Source organism: Serratia sp. B501 (assembly GCF_051172315.1).
Taxonomy (GTDB): Bacteria; Pseudomonadota; Gammaproteobacteria; order Enterobacterales; family Enterobacteriaceae; genus Serratia; species Serratia ureilytica.
Window position 1 is genome coordinate 652172 of the sequence record NZ_JBPIZB010000001.1, and the last position, 20236, is coordinate 672407.

The window sequence follows — 20236 nt, forward strand, 5'->3', positions numbered from 1 at the left end:
GTTATGCGTTATGTCTTCATCATCGTCCCGCAGGGGAAAAGATGTTTGATCTCCGGTGCGCACAATTGCGGCTTCTCCAATGCTGTTATCTGCTGTATATTGCCGTTTTATGCTTTTTTAATGCGGAATAATCCCATGCACAAAGCGGCACGACAGCGCCATTTACTGGATTTGCTCAGCGAACGCGGGCAGGCGGCGGTGGCGGAATTGGCCTGCGCCATCGGTGTTTCGGTCGATACCGTGCGCCGCGACTTGGCCGATCTCGAGCGGCAGGGGTTGGCGCAGAAACATCACGGCGGCGCGATAGCGCTCGAACCGTCCGGCATGCCGCGCCAGGCGCGCGCGGCGCTGTTGCCGCTGGTCAAGCAGCGGCTCGGCCGCGCGGTGGCCGCACAGATCCCGCCCGGCAGCACCCTGATGCTGGATGCGGGCAGTACGCTGTTGGCGGTGGCGCAAGCGTTGCGCGGCCCGGCGACGGTGATCACCGCCTCGCTGGATATCGCGCAGTGCCTGAGCGATAAGCCGGAGATCCAACTGATCCTGCTCGGCGGCCAGTGGGACGCGCGCCAACGGCTGTTCGCCGGCAGCGCGACGCTGGCGTTGCTGGAACGCTACCGCGCGGACATCGCTTTGCTGGGCGCCTGTGCGGTGCATTCTCAGCTGGGGCTGAGCGCCGGCGAAGAAGCCGATGCAGAGGTCAAACGCGCCATGCTGGCCAACAGCGGCGAGCGCTGGCTGGTGGCCGACCATATGAAGCTGGATCGCTGCGAGCCGCATCACGTGGCGGATCTGGCGCAGATCCAACGCCTGTTTACCGATCGCCCGTGGGATAACCTGGACGAGCAATCAATGATTGAACTTTGTGTCGTCGCCGACGACCGCTAGAGGAGAACACTGATGAACGATAACGCTCAACCGTTGCAGGTGGCGCTGATTGGTTACGGCTTTGTCGGCAAGGCGTTTCATGCGCCGCTGATTAACGCGGTGCCGGGTCTGGCGCTGAGCGTGGTGGCTTCGCGCGATGCCGCCAAAGTCCATGCCGATCTGCCGCACGTGCGCGTGATCGCCGATCCGCTGGAGGCGATCCGCTTGCCGGAAGTGGACCTGGTGGTGATTGCTTCGCCGAACGCCACCCATGCGCCGCTGGCGCTGGCTGCGCTGGAAGCGGGCAAGCACGTGGTGGTGGATAAGCCGTTTACGCTGGATTTGGCGCAGGCGCGCACGCTGATTGCAGCGGCGGAGAAGCACGGCCGTCTGCTGTCGGTATTCCAGAATCGCCGCTGGGACAGCGATTTCCTGGGCGTGAAGCAGGTGATCGAGCAGGGACTGATCGGCAAGGTAACGCACTTTGAGTCGCACATCGATCGTTACCGCCCAGAAGTGCGGGTGCGCTGGCGCGAGCAGAATCTGCCGGGTAGCGGGCTGTGGTTCGATCTGGGGCCGCACATGGTCGATCAGGCGCTGCAGCTGTTCGGTTTGCCGCACAGCGTGCAGGCCAACATCGCCACGCTGCGCGCCAATGCGCAGATCAATGACTGGGCGCATGTGGTGCTGAACTACCCGACGCACCGCGTGATCTTACATGGCAGCATGCTGGTGGCGGGCGGCGTCGCGCGCTTTACCGTGCACGGCGAGAAAGGCAGCGTGGTCAAAGCGCGCGCCGACGGGCAGGAGAGCCAACTGCTGGCCGGCGTAACGCCGGGTTCGGCGGAGTGGGGTAAAGACGACGACGCGATGCGCCTGTTTATCGGCACGGAGCCGGTGCGTACGCTGCCGACGCCGGATGGCGATCAGCGCCAATATTACTTCCAGGTGCGTGACGCGCTGCGCGGCGCCGGCGCCAACCCGGTCACCGCATCGCAGGCGTTGGCGGTGATGGCGGTGCTGGAAGCGGCCACCCTGGCGGCGGAAACCGGCGTAACCCAAACGCTGCCGCTCACCGAGGCGGAGATCGCCGCCTGGTAACGCATCGCGCCAGATAAGGCGTCAGACGCATTGATACAGTGCATCGCATGCGCCTTCCGCCATCCCAACCCCTGACATAGGCTAACCCTCAGTCTATGTCAGGAGTGCTTATCATGTTATCCCATCCTTCGCCGCAGGGCGTCCGCGGCATACTGGCCGCACTTTCTCTGTGTATGCTGCTGTCATCGCTCGGCATCAGCATCGCCAACGTCGGGCTGCCGGCGCTCGCCACCGCATTCCATGCGTCGTTCCAGGCAGTGCAGTGGGTGCTGCTCTGCTATTTGTTGGCCGTCACCACCTGCATCATCGGCATCGGCCGCTTGGGCGACAGCCTCAATCGTCGCCGCCTGCTGCTGGCGGGCATCGCGCTGTTTACCGCCGCTTCGTTGGCTTGTGCGTTGGCTCCGCAGCTGTGGCTGCTGCTGGCGGCGCGCCTGGCGCAGGGGCTGGGGGGCGCAGTCATGATGTCAATCACCATGGCGCTGGCGGGCGAGGCGCTGGGCACGGAAAAGATCGGCCGCGCGATGGGGCTGCTCGGCACTATGTCGGCCGTGGGCACCGCGCTGGGGCCGTCGTTGGGCGGCGCGCTGATCGCCGGCTTCGGCTGGCGGGCAATGTTCTTGATCAACCTGCCGCTGGGCCTGCTGGCGCTGTGGCTCGCCTGGCGATACTTGCCGGATGGGGCGCGGGCGGCGACGCGCCCTGAACCTTTCGACCGCGCCGGCACGCTGCTGCTGGGCGGCGCATTGCTTTGCTACTCGCTGGCGATGACTCTGGGACGCGGCGATTTCGGCGCGCTTAACCTGGCGTTGATGTTGGGCGCTCTGTTGGCGGCAGGGTTGTTTATCCGCGTGGAGCGCCGCGCCGTGTCGCCGCTGTTGGCGCCGACGATGTTCCGCCATCCGGCCCTGACGGCGGGGCTGGCGGCCAGCGCGTTGGTCATGACGGTGATGACCGCCACGCTGGTGGTCGGGCCGTTTTATCTGTCGCGCGCGCTGGGGTTAAGCGCCGCGCAGGTGGGGCTGGTGATGTCGGCGGGGCCGGCGGTGGCGATCCTGACCGGTATTCCGGCGGGTTATCTGGTGGATCGCTTTGGATCGCAGCGCATCGCCCAGCTTGGGCTGGCGGCAGTGGCCGCCGGGGCGGGATTGCTGTCGCTGCTGGGCCGCTGGGGCGTACTCGGCTATGTCGCGCCGATCGCGCTGTTGACCGCCGGTTATGCGCTGTTTCAGGTGGCCAACAACACGGTGCTGATGAAGGATCTGTTTCCCGAACGACGCGGGTTGATCGCCGGCATGGTCAATCTGGCGCGCAATCTGGGGGCGATCACCGGCGCGTCGGCGATGGGGGCGCTGTTTTATCTGGCCTCGCAGCGGGTGGCGGGCGCCGCGGCGGCCGCGGCTTACGGCATGCGCGTCACCTACGGCGCGGCGGCGTTGCTGGCATTGGCGGCATTGCTTATCGCCTTCGGCGGCCGCCGACTGGCGCTGCGTTATGACGCGCGCTGAACGGCGTAGCGTTCTTGCACGAAACCGTTGTCCGACTGGGTGACGGCGAGCAGACGCAGGCGCTGCTCAGGGGCATCGGCGCCGAACAAGGGAATGCCGCCGCCCAGCAGCAGCGGCACGCGCGTAATCGTCAATTCGTCGATCAACCCGGCCTGCAGGAAACGCTGCACGGTCTGGCCGCCGTCGATATACAGGTGACGGCAGCCGGCCTCGGCCAACCGGGCCACGACGCTGGCCGGTTCGCCGCTCATCCAGCGGACAGGCTCTGCGCCGTGCGGTGCGGGTTGCGTCGACAGTACCACCACCGGCAGTTCTCCATAGGGCCATTCGGGAAATGCGCGGACTTTTTCATAGGTATGGCGGCCCATCACCAGCGCGTCGATGTCGGCGATAAACGCTTCAAAACTCAGGCCATTGAGCAACGACACCGCGTACTCGGGCCGCAGCAGCCAATCGATGTCGCCGTCCGGGCCGGCAATGAATCCGTCTACGCTGGTGGCGATGTAAACCGAGCATTTCATCAGGCGAGATCTCCGCGGTAAACCACATGGACCTTGTTGCCGTCGGGATCGCGCAGGTAAGCGCCGAAATAGCCTTTGCCGTAGTGCGCGCGCTCGCCGGGTTCGCCTTCACTGCTGCCACCCGCCAGCAGGCCGGCGGCGTAGGCGCGTTTAACCGCCAGCTCGTCGGCGGCGAGAAAGGCCAGCATGCTGCCGTTGCCGGCGCTGGCGGGCTGTCTGTCGAAGGGTTGGTAGGCATAAAACCGCGGCAGCGTTTGGCCCGGCATCACCCAGCAGCGGGCGGCGGGGCCGCCGTCCGGCGTCACTTCCCGCCGTTGTAAACCCAATGGCAACAAAATGGCGTCGTAGAACGCGGCGGCGGCGTCCAGATCGCTGACGCCGACGGTAATATGGCTGAACATGGCGCGTTTCCTTTCCCAAGAGAGAATAATGAACGGATAAAACAGTAGCAGCGATAGCGCAGGATGGACAGACCGCGGTGGAGGATTCGGATTAGGGACGCGCGCAGGGGGCAAAGCGCGCTTCACGGTTTGTGGGGCGGGCCGCCTCAATTGCTCTCGACGCGAGGATTGGCGTGGGTCGGCTGGCTGGGATAATCCACCTGATGCTTGTGCAGATAATCGCGTATCAGCTGGCGCACCACCTGGGAAGGGGTGACGTCCTGCTGCAGGCACAGCTCTTCCAGGGCTTTCTTTTTGTCCGGGTCAATCAGCACCGTTAGCCGCGCCGTTTTCTTTTCCATCAGGATCCTCCAGAGAATGATGACTGAATGATAATACCATGTGAGCGAAGCGGCCAGCCAGACCGCGCCGCCGCTCGTCTTTAGCGGAAATGCAGCCGCTCTATCTTGCGTGACAGGTAGCCGAGTTCGCAGTTGAACAGCTCGCCGCTGCCGGCGGCCAGCGTGCGCAGCGTGCTGAGCGGCAGCGACACCTGGGCCGGCGTAGCATAAATGATCACGTTGCCGCTGGGGGCGATGCAAAACAGCACGGTGGCGAATATCCGGTGCAGGCTGTGGTACAGCAGGCTGTTTTCGTCGGGCAGATCGTGGTAATTCAGCACCAGCCAGCCCCCGTCATTTAGCCGCGCGGCGCAGTTCTCCAGGAATGTCTGGGTGCCTTGCTGCGGATCCATGGCGAACGCCGAATAGAGATCGGAGAAAATCAGATCGTAACGCGTCTCGGCGGGCGGGCGCACGAAGTCCATGGCGTCGGCGGTGCGCAGGCTGATGGTGTCGGTGGCCGGCAGCGTAAAATAGCGGCTCGCGACGGCGATTACCGCGGCGCGCAGCTCGACGACCTCCAGGCGCATAGCCGGATCGAGCGCGTGCAGCGCACGCAGCAGGCTGCCGCCGCCTAACCCCAGGATCAACGCCGACGTCGGCGGCTGCCAGGCCACCGCCATCAGCATCGCTTTGATGTAGTTGTGGATCGGCTGTGCGGGGTTGCTGAGGCTCATCTTGCTTTGCTCGCAGATGCCGTCAAACCGCAGCGTGCGGTAGTCCTTGTGATCGGAAACGATGATTTCGCCCCAGGCGTCGGCTTCGCGAGCGATCACCTGGCCACGCGGGGAGAAATCGAGGGTTCTGAGTAAGCTGTCAACCAGAGACATGGTATTCGCAGGGCTCCTTTGGCAAGCGGCCTGTTTACTTACGGGCGCACATGAAATCGGCGGTGCAAATGCGCCGGCCATCGATGCTGGCACGGCCGGTGAAGCGGGCGATCGCGCCGCGCCGGCGTACAAAGGCGACCTCCATCAACACCTGGTCGCCGGGACGGGCGGCGCGATAAAACCGCGCCCGCTGAATGGAAGCGAAGTAGTAATGTTCCCCTTCGTTCAGCGCCCCGAGATAGTAATGCGCCAGCAGACCGGTGCTTTGCGCCAGCGCTTCCACCAACAGCACGCCAGGAAAACCGGCGAAGCGCGCATGGCCGCTCCAGAACGTCGGCTCATTGGCAGTGATGTTCTTGATGGCGCTCAGCCGCCCTTCGGCGATGCAGGTGCCGGCGGGCAGCACGCGATCGACCAACAGACAGGGATAGCGATGAGGCAGAATCGCCTGAATATCGTGGAATTGCAGGGGGTGACCATGTAATGGCATGAGGGAGCGTGATCCTGTCTGCGGCGAATCCGGCGCGATGGCCGGCGTTCGGTCCATAATGAGTGTAATGACATTATAATAAAATTATCATCAGATGTGCCAGATGAAAGACATGACGGCGACGACGGTTGGGAAACAGCGAAGGAGGGGAAGACACCCGATCCTGACGATCGGGCGTGGCGGCGCGTTTAGTGCTTGGAGCGGGTCACCTTGTCCAGATAGCCCATCACGAAAGCAGAGAGCACGAAGGTGAGGTGGATGATCACATACCACATCAGCTTGTTGTCCGGCACGTTCTTGGCGTCCATAAACACCCGCAGCAGGTGAATGGAAGAGATGGCGACGATGGACGCGGCGACTTTGTTTTTCAGCGAGGTGGCGTCCATTTTGCCCAGCCAGCTCAGCTTTTCTTTCCCTTCGGTGATATCCAGCTGCGAGACGAAGTTTTCATACCCGGAGAACATCACCATGACCAACAGCCCGCCGACCAGCGCCATGTCGACCAGCGACAGCAGGGTCAGGATCAGGTCGGCTTCGGCGATAGAAAAAATGTTGGGCAGGACGTGCAAGATCTCCTGAAAAAATTTGATAGACAGGGCGACCAGGGCCAGTGAAAGGCCGAAATAAACCGGTGCGAGCAGCCAGCGGGAGGCGTACATCGTGTTTTCGAGCAAGCGTTCAATCATAAAATTTTATTAAATACGTGGCTAAAAGAGCGCTCAGTATAACGCAGGAGACCCGGACGAAATCAACCGCTTGCGCCGGTAAAGGGCGATATCAGGCCGCTGCGCGCGCCGTTTTGCGCCCGCTGCGGATCCACAGCGCCACGGCCCCCGCCGCCGTCGCCAGCGCCACGACGCCCGGCCAGCCCGCGCTTGCCAGAATGCGGCTGCCGAGGACGGCGCCGGTCGCCATGCCGATGAATACGCCGGTGAACAAGAGGGCGTTCAAGCGGCTGCGGGCCGCCGGTTCGAGACCGTAGACGATGGTTTGGTGCGCGATCAGCGTCGCCTGGATGCCCAGATCGAATCCGACGGCGCTCAGCGCAATGAGCGCCAGCTGCGCCGGGAGCGGCAATAGCGGAAGCAGAAACATCAGGGCGAAGGCGGCCAGAACCAGTCCCGCGCCGATGCGGGTCACGGCGTCAGGGCCGTGCCGATCGGCCAGACTTCCCGCCAACGGGGCCGCCAGCGCACCCGCCGCCCCCGCCAGGCCAAACGCGCCGGCCGCCGCGCTGCCGATCTGGTAGCGCTCCGCCAGCATCAACGCCAGCGTTGACCAGAAAGCGCTGAAGCCCAATGACAGAAAACCTTGCGCCAGCGTTGCGCGCCGCAGCTCGGGATACGCGGCCCACAGATGCCCCAGCGAGCGCAGCAGCGCGGGGTAACTCAGCGCGTTATGAGGGCGAAGACGCGGCAACATGCGCCAGATCGCCAGCGTGATCGGCAAAACGCCCAGCGCCGCCAGCGCGTAAACGCTGCGCCAGCCGGCGTACTCGGCGAGCGCGCCGCTGAACACGCGCGACAGCAGAATGCCGGCCAACAGCCCGGTCATCACCGCGCCGACGGTTTTGCCGCGGCTGGCCTCCGGCGCCAGCGTGGCGGCGGCGGGGATAATGTCCTGCGCGACGGTGGCGGTCAGGCCTATCGCCAGGCTGCTGAGCAACAACAGCGGGAACGAGGCGGCAAACGCGCAAAGCAGCAGCGTCAGCGTCAGCAGCGCGCCTTTTATCAGAATGATCCGCCGGCGATCGTATCGGTCGCCAAGCGGCGCCAACAGCAAAATGCCCAGCGCATAACCCAACTGGGTCAGCGTCGGCACCATGCCGGCATCGGCGACGCCGGCGTGAAAATCGGCGCCCATCATGCCGAGCATGGGCTGGCTGTAATAGATTGAAGCGACGCTGAGGCCGGCGCCGGCGGCCAGCAGAAACACGACGTTGGCGGACGGGGCGCCGTAGGTGGCGGAAGTGCTCATGACAAAGATCCCTGCAAAGTGAATGTGCGGCTATTTTTACCGCTTGCTTCATTCCGCTGTAGCCCCCTCGCAGGTAAAACTGTTATACACTTAACGTATGAATAAAATTAATTTACCCAACGGCGACCGCATAACTTTGCTGCATACGCTGGTGCGCATCGTCGAAAGCGGCAGCCTGTCGTCGGCGGCGCAGCAGCTGGGCACCTCACAACCGACGATCAGTCGGCGTCTGCAGGCGTTGGAGCAGCTGCTGGGCGCCAAACTGATCCAGCGGACGACTCACGCCCTCAAACTGACCGACGACGGCGAGCGCTGTTACCGCCAGGCGCGGGGGCTGATCGAGCAATGGCAAAGCCTGGAAGAAGGGCTGGGCGGCGCGCGCGACGAACCGGTCGGGGTGTTGCGCGTGCGGGCGCCGCACGCTTTCGGCCAGGATCAGCTGATCGGTCCGTTGGGCGAGTACTTGCGGCGCTACCCACAAACTTACGTTGAGTGGACGCTGAACGATCATTCTCCGGACTTTATTCCCGAAGGCGTGGATTGCGCCATTCACGTCGGTGCGGTGACCGATCCGTCGGTCGTGGCGGTGTTGCTGGCGGAGGTGCCGCGCAGCACGGTAGCGTCGCCGGCGCTGCTGACGAGCCGAGAGCCGGTTCGCTGTCTTGACGATTTGGCGCGGTTGCCGTGGCTGGCGTTGAACAGTTTTTATCGCAATGAAGTGGTGCTGACCCATGTTGAGCACGGCGAGCAGGGGCGGTTCGATATCACGCCGAGGTTGAGCACCGACAGCCTGTACGCGGTGCGCAAGGCGGCGTTGGAGGGGCTGGGCGTCGCGATTGTCTCCTCCTGGCTGGTGCGGGACGATGTGGCCGACGGGGCGCTGCAAACCGTGTTGCCGGCCTGGCGCGCCGCGCCGCTGCCTATCTACCTGCTGTATCCCTACGCCAGCTATTACCCGGCTCGCCTGCGCAAGTTCATGGAAATGATGAAAGAAGTGATGCCGCGCATTCTCGGCGCGCGGCCGCCGGCGGCGGGCTGACGCCGTTCAGTGCCGGGCTTTTTTGCCGTCGCTGTGGCCGAGGGAACGCTCGGGAAAGCTGTGATCGCGCAGCCGCTGCTTTAACTGCGCCGCATCGGGGAAGCCGCCGTCAATTTTGCGATCCCAAATCATCACGCCATCGACGCTGATTTGATACACCCCGCCGGTGCCCGGCATCAGGGTGACGGAGGCGAGATCGTCGCCGAAGGTATTGAGCAGCTCTTGCGCCATCCAGCCGGCGCGCAGCAACCAATTGCATTGTGAACAGTAGTGAATCGTAACGGCGGGGGCATTTTTCATCGTTGATCGACCGGTTAGTGGTGACGGCTTGCAATCAGCCTGATGGCTCGCAAGCGATGGTGGCTGTGTATCGCCAAATAGTCAAGCGCCTGCGGAAGCCGCGAGGCGCGGATAACGATGACGGTCGCTATGGCTTGCTTTTGGCAAACCATTCGACCCCGCGCAACATGCCCGCCCAGTAAAATTTGGGTAAAAACCAGGCCTTCAGCCACCATGCCATACGGCTGGGATGCGTGTTGTCGAACAGAGGAAAGGTGGGGAGCAATTTACTGTCGTAACCAAACTCCGCCAGAACAACCTTGCCTTTCTCTACCGTCAATGGGCAGGAGCCATAACCATCATACCGTGCCGCATCAGGAGCGCCGTTAAGCTGCGCCGCGATGTTCTCTGCCACCACCACCACCTGTTTGCGAGCCGCCGCCAGGGTTTTGGCATTTGGCGTGGCGCAACAGTCGCCAACCGCAAAAATCGTCTGCCACTGCTTATGCCGTAGGGTGAATTTATCCACGTCGCACCAACCTGACTCGTCAGACAACCCACTTTGCGAAATGAACGCCGGCGCAGATTGCGGCGGCACTACGTGCAGCATATCGAAGGGCAGTGTCACTTCGCGTTTGCCTTCTTCATCACCGACCAGAGAAAAGGTTGCTTGCCGACGCTGCCCATCAACGCGAACTAAATTATGCCGGAAGTTGACCTGTGCGCGGTATTTTTTCAAGTAATCGGTCAGCGGAGGAACAAATTGCGGCACGCCGAATACCGCCGCGCCCGCCAGGCAAAAATTGACGTTAATATTATTAAGGACACCTTGTCGCCGCCAGTGATCGCATGAAAGGTATAAGGCTTTTTGCGGCGCGCCGGCGCATTTTATCGGAATCGGTGGTTGAGAAAATATCGCCTCGCCGCCTTGCATTTCACGAACCAGTTTCCAGGTGTATTCCGCAAGATCAAAACGATAATTAGAGGTGACGCCATTCATTCCCAACGTTTCTTCAAGACCCTCTATTTTATCCCAACGTAAAACGAGGCCGCAGGCAACAATAAGGAAGTCGTAGTTTATTTTCTGCCCTTGGCGAGTCTCGACATATTTTTGGCCGGGCTCCACTCTGACCACGCTATCCTGAATCCATGCGGTTCCTGGGGGGATGACGGCGCGCATGGAACGCCGCGTTTTATTGATATCAAAAAGCCCGCCGCCCACCAAGGTCCATGCCGGTTGATAATAATGACAGTCGCCAGGTTCAATTACCGTTATATCAATGCCTTTAACTCGCTTCCTTATGCTTGCCACGACGCTTATTCCAGATGAACCACCGCCAATAACAACAACTTTTTTCTGGGTGTTTATTTTTTCCGGTTTCATGCAGGCCTCCTTTCATAAGAAAGTAGGGGGTTGATGCCCAAATTAAAAGGGAATTCATAGAACTTATGGTTATATTGAAAATCACATATTCGATTTAGCTATATGTAATAGCTAAATGTAATAAGTTATTTGACAATCAATGCGAACTGATCGTTAATAAATGCCACAAACACCGTTCAGGAATTAACGCATTGGATTTTTTCCATTTTACTTTTTATACCCTGATGTTATTGGTGATAACCGGAGGAATAGTCGGATTTCTCTTGGCCCTGACAGGCGGAGGCGGCTCCATCGTTTGTGTGCCGCTGCTGCTGTATATGGTGCAAATCCCGGATACGCATTTGGTGATAGGCACCAGCGCCATGGCCGTCGCCGTCAGTGCGCTGCTCAACCTTTTTGCGCACGCCGCCAAAGGAAACGTCCGGTGGCGAACCGGCATTGTCGTGTCGCTGGTCGCGGTGGCCGGGACGCTGGCAGGTTCACAGATGGGAAAAATCACGGACGGGCGCTATCTAACCCTGCCTTTCGCTTTGCTGATGCTGATTGTCGCCGGATTAACGCTGAAAAAAAATCACCGGGCCGGCAACGGGTTGGCTTCCCCTGGTGCGACCTTTCATCCCGCCATCGTGTGGCCCAGCGTGTTGGCGCTCGGCGCGGTGGCCGGCTTTCTGGGTATCGGCGGCGGATTTTTAGTGGTGCCGGCGCTGCTCTGGTTTTTCCGCTTTTCGCTGCTTGAAGCGGTGGCCACCTCGCTGGTGGTGGTTTCTGCCATGGGTTTATCGACGAGCGCAAGCTATGCCTTGTCCGGCAAGGTGTCGCTCGTCATCACGTGCTGGCTGATCGTCGGCGGTGTTCTGGGGGGCGTCGTGGGGGTTGCGCTCACCGAGCGCCTGAAGAAACGCGAGGACATTATCCGTGTGTTCTACGCCGCCATGCTCTTGGTGCTGGCCCTTTATATGCTTTTTAAAAGCTTATAAGACAGAAGGAAAAAATATGCGCATCCGTACATACCATCATCAGCTCTCCTTTTCGGGGGCGCCCGCAGCGAGTGATTTCGCTACCCTGCATCAACAAGGCTACCGGCTTATTGTCAACAACCGACCAGATGAAGAACCGGGGGAGCATCTATCCCATCAGCAAGAGAAAACGCTGGCTGAAGGCATGGGCATAGACTACGTCTATCTTCCTTACACGTTCGACACGCTGACCTGGGAGACTGTTTATACCTTCCATTACCTGTTGCGGCGGGGCAAGAAGACCCTGGCGCACTGCCGGAGCGGGGCGCGCTCAGCCTGCCTTGCTCTGCTACATGCGCTGCGCGAAGGGCGGATCGATGAAGCGCGATTCCGCAGCCAATGCGAAGAATATGGCGCGGATGCCGATAAGGCGCTCAGCTGGTATCGCCGGCATCAGTCCGTTCAGTCTCATGCGCAAGTGCACGCATTTTATGAGCCGGAAAGCGGCAGCCTGCAGTATGTCGTCGCCGATCCCGAGGCGCGTCGCTGCGCCATCATCGACCCGGTACTGGATTTTGACCGCCGATCGGGCACGGTATCGCATCAGCAGGCGCACACCATTTTGAGCTTTATCCGGCAGCAAGGGTGGGGCGTGGCCTGGGTGCTGGATACGCACCCGCATGCCGACCATTTTTCTGCCGCAACCTGGCTGGCGCAGAAAACCGGCGCCCTCAGCGGCATAGGCGAAAAAATCACCGCCGTGCAGGGGCTGTGGCAAGACATCTATAATTTGAAGGAACTGCCTCCCGCCGAGACCGTGTGGGATGCGCTGTTTGCGGATGGGGACGTCTTTTTTATCGGCAACCTGCGCGCTGAAGTCTTGCTGTCTCCTGGCCACACCCTGGCTTCCGTCACGTATCACATTGCCGATGCGGCGTTTATTCACGATACGTTTTTCATGCCTGACAGCGGCACCGCAAGGGCCGATTTCCCCGGCGGAAATGCGGAAGCCCTGTGGGATTCGTTGCAGCGGATCTTGAGCCTGCCAGCGGATACCCGCCTGTTTACCGGCCACGATTATCGCCCGGCGGGGCGTGAGGCCCGCTGGGAAAGCACCGTGCGAGAGCAGCGCGAGAACAACCCCTGGGTGGCCAACATGGATAAAGCCCAATTTATCGCGCAAAGAAAGCAGCGAGACGCCACGTTGCCGCATCCGGAATTGATGCTGATGGCGCTGCAGGTCAACATTCGCGGCGGCGTTCTGCCTGATTGCGAAGATGATGGGCGGCACTACCTCAAAATCCCTGTTAATCGCTTCAAGGGGTAAATCAAGCCAGAGAGGCGCGATCGTTCACGGCTGCCAAGCTCAAGGCGATCGCGCCGTCTGTTAATGGTTTTTTATGAAATAATCAGACTGATTCATATTTAATTATTTGTTTTTACACAAAACACGCGGCGCTTGCCCTCGCCGAATACAGTCACTACATTAACAACTGTACTTCCCACACTGCTAAGGAAAACACCATGAAAGCTGCCGTAGTGACGAAAAACCATACCGTAGACATTCAGGATAAAGTACTGCGCCCGCTGAAGCACGGCGAAGCGGCGTTGAAAATGGAGTGTTGCGGGGTGTGCCACACCGATTTGCACGTGAAAAACGGCGATTTCGGCGAGGTGCCGGGCATTACGTTGGGGCATGAGGGCATCGGCGTGGTCTCCGCCGTCGGTGAGGGCGTCACCTCGTTAAAAGTGGGTGACCGCGCCAGCGTCGCCTGGTTTTACCAGGGGTGCGGCCACTGCGAATACTGCGTCAGCGGCAACGAGACCCTGTGCCGCTCGGTGAAAAACGCCGGCTACAGCGTTGACGGCGGCATGGCGGAAGAGTGCATCGTGGTGGCGGACTACGCGGTGAAAGTGCCGGACGGGCTCGATTCTTTCGCCGCCAGCAGCATCACCTGCGCCGGCGTCACCACCTACAAGGCGGTGAAGATTTCCGATATCAAGCCGGGGCAGTGGATCGCCATCTATGGCCTGGGCGGGCTGGGCAACCTGGCGTTGCAGTACGCCAAGAACGTATTTAACGCCAAAGTGATCGCCATCGACGTCAATGATGGCCAGCTGGAGTTCGCCAAACAGATCGGCGCCGATCTGACTATCAACTCCAAAACGCAAAACGCGGAGGAGATCATTCAGCAGCAAACCGGCGGCGCTCACGCGGCGGTGGTGACGGCGGTGGCGAAAGCCGCCTTCAACTCGGCGGTCAATGCGGTGCGCGCCGGCGGTAAAGTGGTGGCCGTGGGGCTGCCGCCGGAGAGTATGGATCTGAGCATTCCGCGCCTGGTGCTGGACGGCATTCAGGTGGTGGGTTCGCTGGTGGGCACGCGCGAAGATCTGAAAGAGGCGTTCCAGTTCGCCGCCGAAGGCAAAGTGACGCCGAAAGTGACCAAACGGCCATTGGGCGATATCAACGCCATCTTCGAGGAGATGAAGGCGGGCACCATTCGCGGCCGCATGGTGATCGATCTCGGCATGGCGAAGTAGGCCACGCGAAAAAAGAAGGCCACCTGCGGGTGGCCTTCTTGTTATCTCATTACGCCGGCTTCAGAACAGGCCCAGCGGTTTGGCGTCGTAGCTGACCAGCAGGTTTTTCACCTGCTGATAGTGCGACAGCGCCGCCTTGTGGGTCTCGCGCCCGATGCCGGAGTTTTTGTAGCCGCCGAACGCGGCGTGCGCCGGGTACAGGTGGTAGCAGTTGGTCCATACGCGGCCAGCCTTGATCGCGCGTCCCATGCGGTAGGCGCGGTTGATGTCGCGGGTCCACAGCCCGGCGCCCAGCCCGAACTCGGTGTCGTTGGCCAGCGCCAGGGCTTCGGCCTCATCCTTGAAGGTGGTGACGCCAATCACCGGCCCGAAGATCTCCTCGCGGAAGAAACGCATGCTGTTGTCGCCGGTGATCAGCGTCGGCTGCAGGTAGAAACCGTTTTGCACTTCGTCGCCGCGCTGAGCGGGCTCGCCGCCCGCAACGATTTTGCCGCCCTCGTTTTTAGCGATGTCGATGTAGGACAGGATCTTGTCGTACTGCTGTTTTGACGCCTGGGCGCCGATCATGGTCTCGGTGTCGAAGGGATCGCCCTGGCGGATGGTGGCGATACGCGCCAGCACTTTCTCCATGAACTGCGGGTAGATGGACTCCTGGATCAGCGCGCGTGAAGGGCAGGTGCACACCTCCCCCTGGTTGAAAAAGCCCAGCACCAACCCCTCAACCGCCTTATCGATAAACGCCGGCTCCGCCTGCATGATGTCTTCAAAATAAATGTTCGGCGATTTGCCGCCCAGCTCGACGGTGCTGGGGATGATGTTCTCCGCCGCACAGGCGAGAATGTGGCGGCCGACCGGCGTTGAGCCGGTGAAGGCGATTTTTTCGATGCGTTTGCTGCGCGCCAGCGCTTCGCCGGCCTCGGCGCCGAAACCTTGCACCACGTTGAGCACCCCCGGCGGCAGCAGATCGCCGATCTCTTCCATCAGCACGCTGATGCCGAGCGGCGTCTGTTCCGCCGGTTTCAGCACCACACAGTTACCGCCGGCCAGCGCCGGCGCCAGTTTCCAGGCGGCCATCAGCAGCGGGAAGTTCCACGGGATAATCTGGCCGACCACGCCCAGCGGTTCATAGATATGGTAGGCCACGGTATTTTGGTCGATCTCCGCCGCGGTGCCTTCCTGCGCGCGCAGGCAGCCGGCGAAGTAGCGGAAATGGTCGACCGCCAGCGGCAGATCGGCATTCAGAGTTTCGCGGATCGGTTTGCCGTTGTCCCAGGTTTCGGTCAGCGCCAGCATCTCCAGCCGCGACTCGATGCGATCGGCGATGGCCAACAGCACATTGGCGCGTTCCTGCACGCTGGTTTTACCCCAGGCGTCCGCCGCCGCATGCGCCGCGTCAAGCGCCAGCTCGATGTCTTTGGCGTCGGAACGCGGGAATTCGGCGATCGGCTGGCCGGTCACCGGCGAGGTGTTGGTGAAGTAGTTGCCGGATACCGGTTCGACAAATTTGCCGCCAATGTAGTTGCCATAGCGTGGACGGAACGAAACCAGCGAGCCAGGCAAACCGGGGTGAACATATTTCATGTGAAGCACCTCTCTGCGGATGATAACCGGCGCTATTGCGCTGCGCCTGTGAGTGCGGCCTGTCGCCGCAGCACAGAGAAGCACGCCCCGTGCCAGATTAGCGACGGACGTAGCGTTCTTAAAAAAATGGCTATTTATTAAAACGTTAAGCATTGATGAGGGTAGGCCAATCGAGCGGTTCCGCTGCCGACGATGATTTTTTGTGTTCCGTGTCGCAACGCCTGATACACATCTATGATACATATTTGCAACACTTGCAGCCGGGGGAGAAACGCATGTTGCCTGACGACCGCTTGCTCACTGAGAGCGCCAGTTTGCTGACCCACCCGCTGGCGGAATCCTGGCAGCGCAGCCGCAGTTACGGCCTGACGCGCGCCGATCAACATATCCCGTTTATCAAAGCCGGTCTGCTCGAAGAACTGCGCAGCCGCAACGACTGGGTGCCGCAACGGGTACAGCCGCTGATCGAACAGTTGGGCGCGCAAATTACGCGTCAACCGGCCATCGTGGTGATCGCCGACGCCGACGGGCTGGTGTTGGAAACCCGTGGCAATCACGATTTTCTGCACAAGGCGTCGCGCTTTGCGCTGGCGCCGGGCAACCAGTGGGGAGAAGCGGAGCGGGGCACCAACGCCATCGGCACTGCGCTGGCGCTGGGCGCTTTCTGCGAAGTGCGCGGCGATCAGCATTTTCTCAACCAAAACGCCGGATTGAACTGCACCGCCGCGCCGATCTACCGGCCGGATGGCCATATTGCCGGCATACTGGATCTCTCTGCCCCGGCCCAGCGCCCGTATCCTGATGCGCAGCGTCTGATCATGCAGGCGGTGCGCCATATCGAACACCGCTGGGTCAGAAGCGCGATCGCCGATCGTCACTGGACGCTGCGCCTGCACGCCGACGCTGGCCGCCTGGGCAGCGCGCAGGAACTGCTGCTGGTGTTTCACGACGAAGTGCTGATCGCCGCCAATCGGCTGGCGATGGTCGAGTTCCAACTCTCGCCGGCCGCATTCGGCTCGCTTGAATTCGCTCAGCTGTTCCCCGATCTGTTGCGGCAACCCTCCGGCGCGCCGCGCCAGACGCTGGCCGGCAATCAACGGCACTATTATTCGCTGCTTGAGGCGCCCCAGCGTCGCGTTAGCGCTCTGCGTTCGACGCCGCCGGCGGAACGGCACGACGAGCAGCATCAGAAAGCGTTGCGCATTCTCAACGCCGGCCTTTCTCTGTGTGTGACCGGCGAAACCGGCTGCGGCAAGGAGCACTTCAGCCGCCGCCTGTTTCAGGAAAGTCGCTGGCGCAACGGCAACTTCGTGGCGATCAACTGCGCGGCGCTGCCGGAACCGCTGATCGAGTCCGAACTGTTCGGCTATGCGCCGGGGGCGTTTACCGGCGCCAACCCCAAAGGCTATATCGGCAAGATCCGCGAGGCGGACGGCGGCGTGCTGTTCCTCGATGAAATCGGCGACATGCCGGCGGGCCTGCAAACGCGCCTGCTGCGGGTGTTGCAGGAGAAAACGGTCACGCCGCTCGGCAGCCGCAACGCCTATGCGGTCGATTTCGCGCTGGTTTGCGCGACGCACCACGATCTGCATCGGCAGGTGCAAACGGGGGCGTTTCGCGAAGATTTATTGTATCGCATACAGGAATACAGCCTGCGCATCCCGCCGCTCAGAGAGCGGGCGCAATTGGAGACCTTCATTCTACAGCTGTGGCGGGAGCTGGGCGGCGAGCGGCGCGACATTCGCCTGTTGCCGGAGGCGCTGGCGATGCTGGCGCGCTATCCGTGGCCCGGCAACGTGCGGCAATTGTTAAGTACGCTCAAGGTGCTGCTGGCGCTGGCGGACGATCGCGCGGTGATCACCCTGGACGATCTGCCGCAGTCGATCGCGGTACTGTCGCCGCGCCAGGCATGCGCCGACGCCGGCGGCGAGGATCTGCAGGCGGCGATCGACAGGGCGGGCGGCAATCTCAGCCGGGCGGCGAAGGCGCTCGGCGTTTCGCGCAGCACGCTGTACCGCAAGCTGGGGAGGCGAAAAGCGGCAGAGGAATGACGCTTCTCGATTGACCGGCGATAAGGCCCCGCTGCGCGGGGCCTGTTTGTTGCTCTCTCAATCCCCCAGTCCCGGCGGGTTAATCTCGGAATGGGCAATCTTCTCGTCGCTCTCCGCCCAGCGATCCAACACCTGCAGATAACTGCCGTTGGCGATGGCGCTGTTGAGCGAAGCCTGCACCGCGTCCACCAGGCCGTTGCCTTTCTTCAGCGTGACGGCGATGTTGGCGGTCTTCGGCCAGCCGCCGGGCACGATGCCCACCAGCCGGGTTTTACCGGTCAGCCGCGCCTGATAAGCGCCGGAGACGTTGGGCCCGAAGGTGGCGTCGGCGCGGCCCGACTGAATGGCCAGCGTGGAGGCGGCCTTATCGGTGACGTACACCGGCTGCAGCGGCGCCAATCCCTTGGCGCGGTTCTCCTTGTCCCAGGCCAGCAGTACCGCTTCCTGATTGGTGCCGGAATCGACGATGATCTTTTTACCGGCGATATCCGGCGCCGTTTTGATCTGGGTGATTTTACTGTCGGACTTGACGTAGAAGCCCAGCGTATCCTGCCGATAGGTGGCGAAATCGAATTTGGTCTTGCGTTCGTTGGTCACGGTGATGTTGTAAACCGCGGCGTCATATTTGCCGGAGGCCACACCCAGCGGCCAGTCTTCCCACGACGTGGGCACCAGCCTGAGTTTCAACCCCAAACCGTCGGCCACCAGGCGCGCGATGTCCGCCTCGCTGCCGATCACCGTTTTATTGTCGCGGGCGTACAGGCCGAACGGCGGGCCGCTGCCCAGCAGGGAAATGGCCACCGTCAGCGTGCCGGGTTCCACGAACCGGAAGCCGGCGGGGATTTTGGCCACGGCTTCGGCGTTTTTCACCGTGTGGATCGGCGTTTCGTTGGCGACGAGATCCACGCCCGGTGCGGCGGCGGCGGAAAAACTCAGCAGCGCCGCAATCACTATCATCTTTTTGCTATATATCATTATGTTAATTACCTTCATTATTATGGGTGTCACACGGTCGTTGCACTATCTCTAAAGGCTGCAGATCTGTGAACGAACAAAATCAACTAACCAATCTTGGAAAAATCATGAGGCGCCTCTGGCGGCGCTGAATCGATCGAGGATGAATCATGTCGTCGCGTTTCGTTACGTTGGGCCGCATACCGCGCGGCGTGTGGGTATTAGGTGGCGTAAGCCTGCTGATGGACGTTTCCTCGGAAATGATCCATAGCCTGTTGCCGCTGTTTATGGCGACGACGCTCGGCGCCAGCGTGATCGTCATCGGGCTGATCGAAGGGCTGGCGGAGGCGACGGCGTTGATCGTCAAAGTGTTCTCCGGCGTGCTCAGCGATTACCTCGGCAAACGCAAAGGGCTGGCGCTGCTGGGCTACGGGTTGGGCGCCATCAGCAAACCGTTTTTCGCCATCGCGTCGTCGTCCGGCATGGTGATGAGCGCGCGCCTGCTGGATCGCGTGGGCAAAGGCATCCGCGGGGCGCCGCGTGATGCCCTGGTGGCCGACGTGACGCCGCCGGAGATTCGCGGCGCGGCTTTCGGGCTGCGCCAGTCGCTGGATACCGTCGGCGCCTTTTTAGGGCCGCTGCTGGCCGTCGGCCTGATGCTGCTGTGGCACAACGATTTTCGCGCCATCTTCTGGGTGGCGGCGATCCCGGCGGCGCTGGCGATTGCGCTGCTGTTTTTCGGCCTGAAAGAGCCGGCCGCCGCGATAACCCACAAGCGCACCAACCCGATCACCCGCGCCAACCTGCGGCTGCTGGGGCGCAGCTATTGGTGGGTGGTGAGCATCGGCGCGATCTTCACGCTGGCGCGCTTCAGCGAAGCGTTCCTGGTGTTGAAGGCGCAGCAGGGCGGCACGCCGCTGGCGCTGATCCCGCTGGTGATGGTCGCCATGAATCTGGTCTATGCCTGCTCGGCCTATCCGTTCGGAAAACTGTCCGACCGCATGAGCCATGAAGGATTGCTGAAAGCCGGACTGCTGGTGCTGATCGCCGCCGACCTGGTATTGGCGCTGAGCGATCATTGGGGCGGAGTGCTGTTTGGCGTCACGCTGTGGGGCGTGCACATGGGCATGACCCAGGGGCTGTTGGCGGCGATGGTGGCGCATACCGCGCCGGCGCACCTGCGCGGCACCGCGTTCGGCATGTTCAATCTGATCAGCGGCGTGGCGCTGCTGCTGGCGAGTCTCGGGGCTGGAACCCTGTGGGAGCTGTTCGGTTCCGCCTCCACCTTCTACGCCGGGGCGCTCATCTGCGTGGTGACGCTTATCGGCATGAAGCTGGCGCCGTTCGGCGAACGGCGGCCGTGAAAGCGGCGGCGCTCA

At 61.6% G+C, this 20236-nt stretch carries 20 protein-coding genes; 9 read left to right on the plus strand and 11 right to left on the minus strand.

What is annotated here, in order from left to right; genetic code table 11:
- Window positions 1-135: 135 nt before the first annotated feature.
- The 3 genes from ACSBQV_RS03370 (at window position 136) to ACSBQV_RS03380 (ending at window position 3473) form a co-directional block, all read left to right on the plus strand.
- Complete coding sequence (locus tag ACSBQV_RS03370; RefSeq protein WP_099783027.1) at window positions 136-885, plus strand: DeoR/GlpR family DNA-binding transcription regulator; 750 nt, start codon at window positions 136-138, stop codon at window positions 883-885.
- A 12-nt stretch (window positions 886-897) separates the two neighbouring features.
- On the plus strand, window positions 898-1965 hold the full coding sequence (locus ACSBQV_RS03375) for an oxidoreductase (protein ID WP_099783029.1): 1068 nt from the start codon (window positions 898-900) through the stop codon (window positions 1963-1965).
- 113 nt (window positions 1966-2078) lie between these two features.
- Window positions 2079-3473, plus strand: coding sequence for an MFS transporter (locus ACSBQV_RS03380; protein ID WP_099783031.1), 1395 nt, complete (start codon window positions 2079-2081; stop codon window positions 3471-3473).
- On the opposite strand, the gene ACSBQV_RS03385 is transcribed toward ACSBQV_RS03380, so the two are convergent.
- The 7 genes from ACSBQV_RS03385 to ACSBQV_RS03415 all read right to left on the minus strand — a co-directional run bounded on the left by ACSBQV_RS03385 (window position 3458) and on the right by ACSBQV_RS03415 (window position 8072).
- On the minus strand, window positions 3458-3994 hold the full coding sequence (locus tag ACSBQV_RS03385) for a dihydrofolate reductase family protein (protein ID WP_181937736.1): 537 nt from the start codon (window positions 3992-3994) through the stop codon (window positions 3458-3460). The two genes, ACSBQV_RS03380 and ACSBQV_RS03385, sit on opposite strands and share 16 nt — an antisense overlap.
- Window positions 3994-4395 (minus strand): VOC family protein, encoded by a 402-nt coding sequence (locus ACSBQV_RS03390; protein ID WP_015377846.1) that lies wholly within the window; start codon window positions 4393-4395, stop codon window positions 3994-3996. Before ACSBQV_RS03390 ends, ACSBQV_RS03385 begins: the two co-directional genes overlap by 1 nt.
- Before the next feature lie 146 nt (window positions 4396-4541).
- Window positions 4542-4736: a ribbon-helix-helix protein, CopG family gene (locus ACSBQV_RS03395; RefSeq protein WP_004928567.1), complete on the minus strand. Its 195-nt coding sequence runs from the start codon at window positions 4734-4736 to the stop codon at window positions 4542-4544.
- 80 nt (window positions 4737-4816) lie between these two features.
- Window positions 4817-5605 (minus strand): spermidine synthase, encoded by a 789-nt coding sequence (locus ACSBQV_RS03400; RefSeq protein ID WP_099783035.1) that lies wholly within the window; start codon window positions 5603-5605, stop codon window positions 4817-4819.
- Between the two features lie 34 nt (window positions 5606-5639).
- Window positions 5640-6095, minus strand: a complete 456-nt coding sequence (fabZ, locus tag ACSBQV_RS03405; protein ID WP_033643035.1) for a 3-hydroxyacyl-ACP dehydratase FabZ — start codon at window positions 6093-6095, stop codon at window positions 5640-5642.
- Window positions 6096-6283: 188 nt separating this feature from the next.
- Window positions 6284-6778 carry a TIGR00645 family protein gene (locus ACSBQV_RS03410; RefSeq protein WP_099783211.1) on the minus strand — a complete coding sequence of 165 codons (495 nt, stop codon included), beginning with the start codon at window positions 6776-6778 and terminating at the stop codon, window positions 6284-6286.
- Window positions 6779-6872: 94 nt separating this feature from the next.
- The gene (locus ACSBQV_RS03415) at window positions 6873-8072 is read right to left on the minus strand and encodes an MFS transporter (protein ID WP_099783037.1); all 1200 of its coding nucleotides are present in this window, start codon (window positions 8070-8072) and stop codon (window positions 6873-6875) included.
- 97 nt (window positions 8073-8169) lie between these two features.
- Between ACSBQV_RS03415 and ACSBQV_RS03420 the strand changes: the two genes are divergently transcribed.
- Entirely contained in the window at window positions 8170-9111 is a 942-nt protein-coding gene (locus ACSBQV_RS03420) for a LysR family transcriptional regulator (protein WP_099783039.1), read from the plus strand.
- 6 nt (window positions 9112-9117) lie between these two features.
- Here ACSBQV_RS03420 and ACSBQV_RS03425 read toward each other — a convergent pair whose 3' ends face one another.
- Window positions 9118-9411, minus strand: coding sequence for a SelT/SelW/SelH family protein (locus ACSBQV_RS03425; protein ID WP_025159743.1), 294 nt, complete (start codon window positions 9409-9411; stop codon window positions 9118-9120).
- Between the two features lie 127 nt (window positions 9412-9538).
- Window positions 9539-10774, minus strand: coding sequence for an NAD(P)/FAD-dependent oxidoreductase (locus ACSBQV_RS03430; RefSeq protein ID WP_099783041.1), 1236 nt, complete (start codon window positions 10772-10774; stop codon window positions 9539-9541).
- A 191-nt stretch (window positions 10775-10965) separates the two neighbouring features.
- Between ACSBQV_RS03430 and ACSBQV_RS03435 the strand changes: the two genes are divergently transcribed.
- The 3 genes from ACSBQV_RS03435 to adhP all read left to right on the plus strand — a co-directional run bounded on the left by ACSBQV_RS03435 (window position 10966) and on the right by adhP (window position 14271).
- Window positions 10966-11751 (plus strand): sulfite exporter TauE/SafE family protein, encoded by a 786-nt coding sequence (locus tag ACSBQV_RS03435; RefSeq protein WP_099783043.1) that lies wholly within the window; start codon window positions 10966-10968, stop codon window positions 11749-11751.
- A 16-nt stretch (window positions 11752-11767) separates the two neighbouring features.
- Window positions 11768-13057: a bifunctional sulfur transferase/dioxygenase Blh gene (blh, locus tag ACSBQV_RS03440; RefSeq protein ID WP_033643041.1), complete on the plus strand. Its 1290-nt coding sequence runs from the start codon at window positions 11768-11770 to the stop codon at window positions 13055-13057.
- 197 nt (window positions 13058-13254) lie between these two features.
- Window positions 13255-14271 carry an alcohol dehydrogenase AdhP gene (gene adhP, locus ACSBQV_RS03445; protein WP_033643042.1) on the plus strand — a complete coding sequence of 339 codons (1017 nt, stop codon included), beginning with the start codon at window positions 13255-13257 and terminating at the stop codon, window positions 14269-14271.
- Between the two features lie 60 nt (window positions 14272-14331).
- Here adhP and exaC read toward each other — a convergent pair whose 3' ends face one another.
- Window positions 14332-15852 (minus strand): acetaldehyde dehydrogenase ExaC, encoded by a 1521-nt coding sequence (gene exaC, locus ACSBQV_RS03450; RefSeq protein ID WP_042784478.1) that lies wholly within the window; start codon window positions 15850-15852, stop codon window positions 14332-14334.
- A 275-nt stretch (window positions 15853-16127) separates the two neighbouring features.
- On the opposite strand from exaC, the gene ACSBQV_RS03455 reads away from it, so the two are divergent.
- On the plus strand, window positions 16128-17903 hold the full coding sequence (locus ACSBQV_RS03455; protein WP_099789532.1) for a sigma-54-dependent Fis family transcriptional regulator: 1776 nt from the start codon (window positions 16128-16130) through the stop codon (window positions 17901-17903).
- A gap of 57 nt (window positions 17904-17960) precedes the next feature.
- Here the strand turns inward: ACSBQV_RS03455 and ACSBQV_RS03460 are convergent, their stop codons facing one another.
- Window positions 17961-18878 (minus strand): ABC transporter substrate-binding protein, encoded by a 918-nt coding sequence (locus ACSBQV_RS03460; protein ID WP_099783049.1) that lies wholly within the window; start codon window positions 18876-18878, stop codon window positions 17961-17963.
- Window positions 18879-19027: 149 nt separating this feature from the next.
- Here ACSBQV_RS03460 and ACSBQV_RS03465 point away from each other — a divergent pair, with 149 nt between their 5' ends.
- Window positions 19028-20221, plus strand: coding sequence for an MFS transporter (locus ACSBQV_RS03465; protein ID WP_099783051.1), 1194 nt, complete (start codon window positions 19028-19030; stop codon window positions 20219-20221).
- Window positions 20222-20236 lie beyond the last annotated feature (15 nt).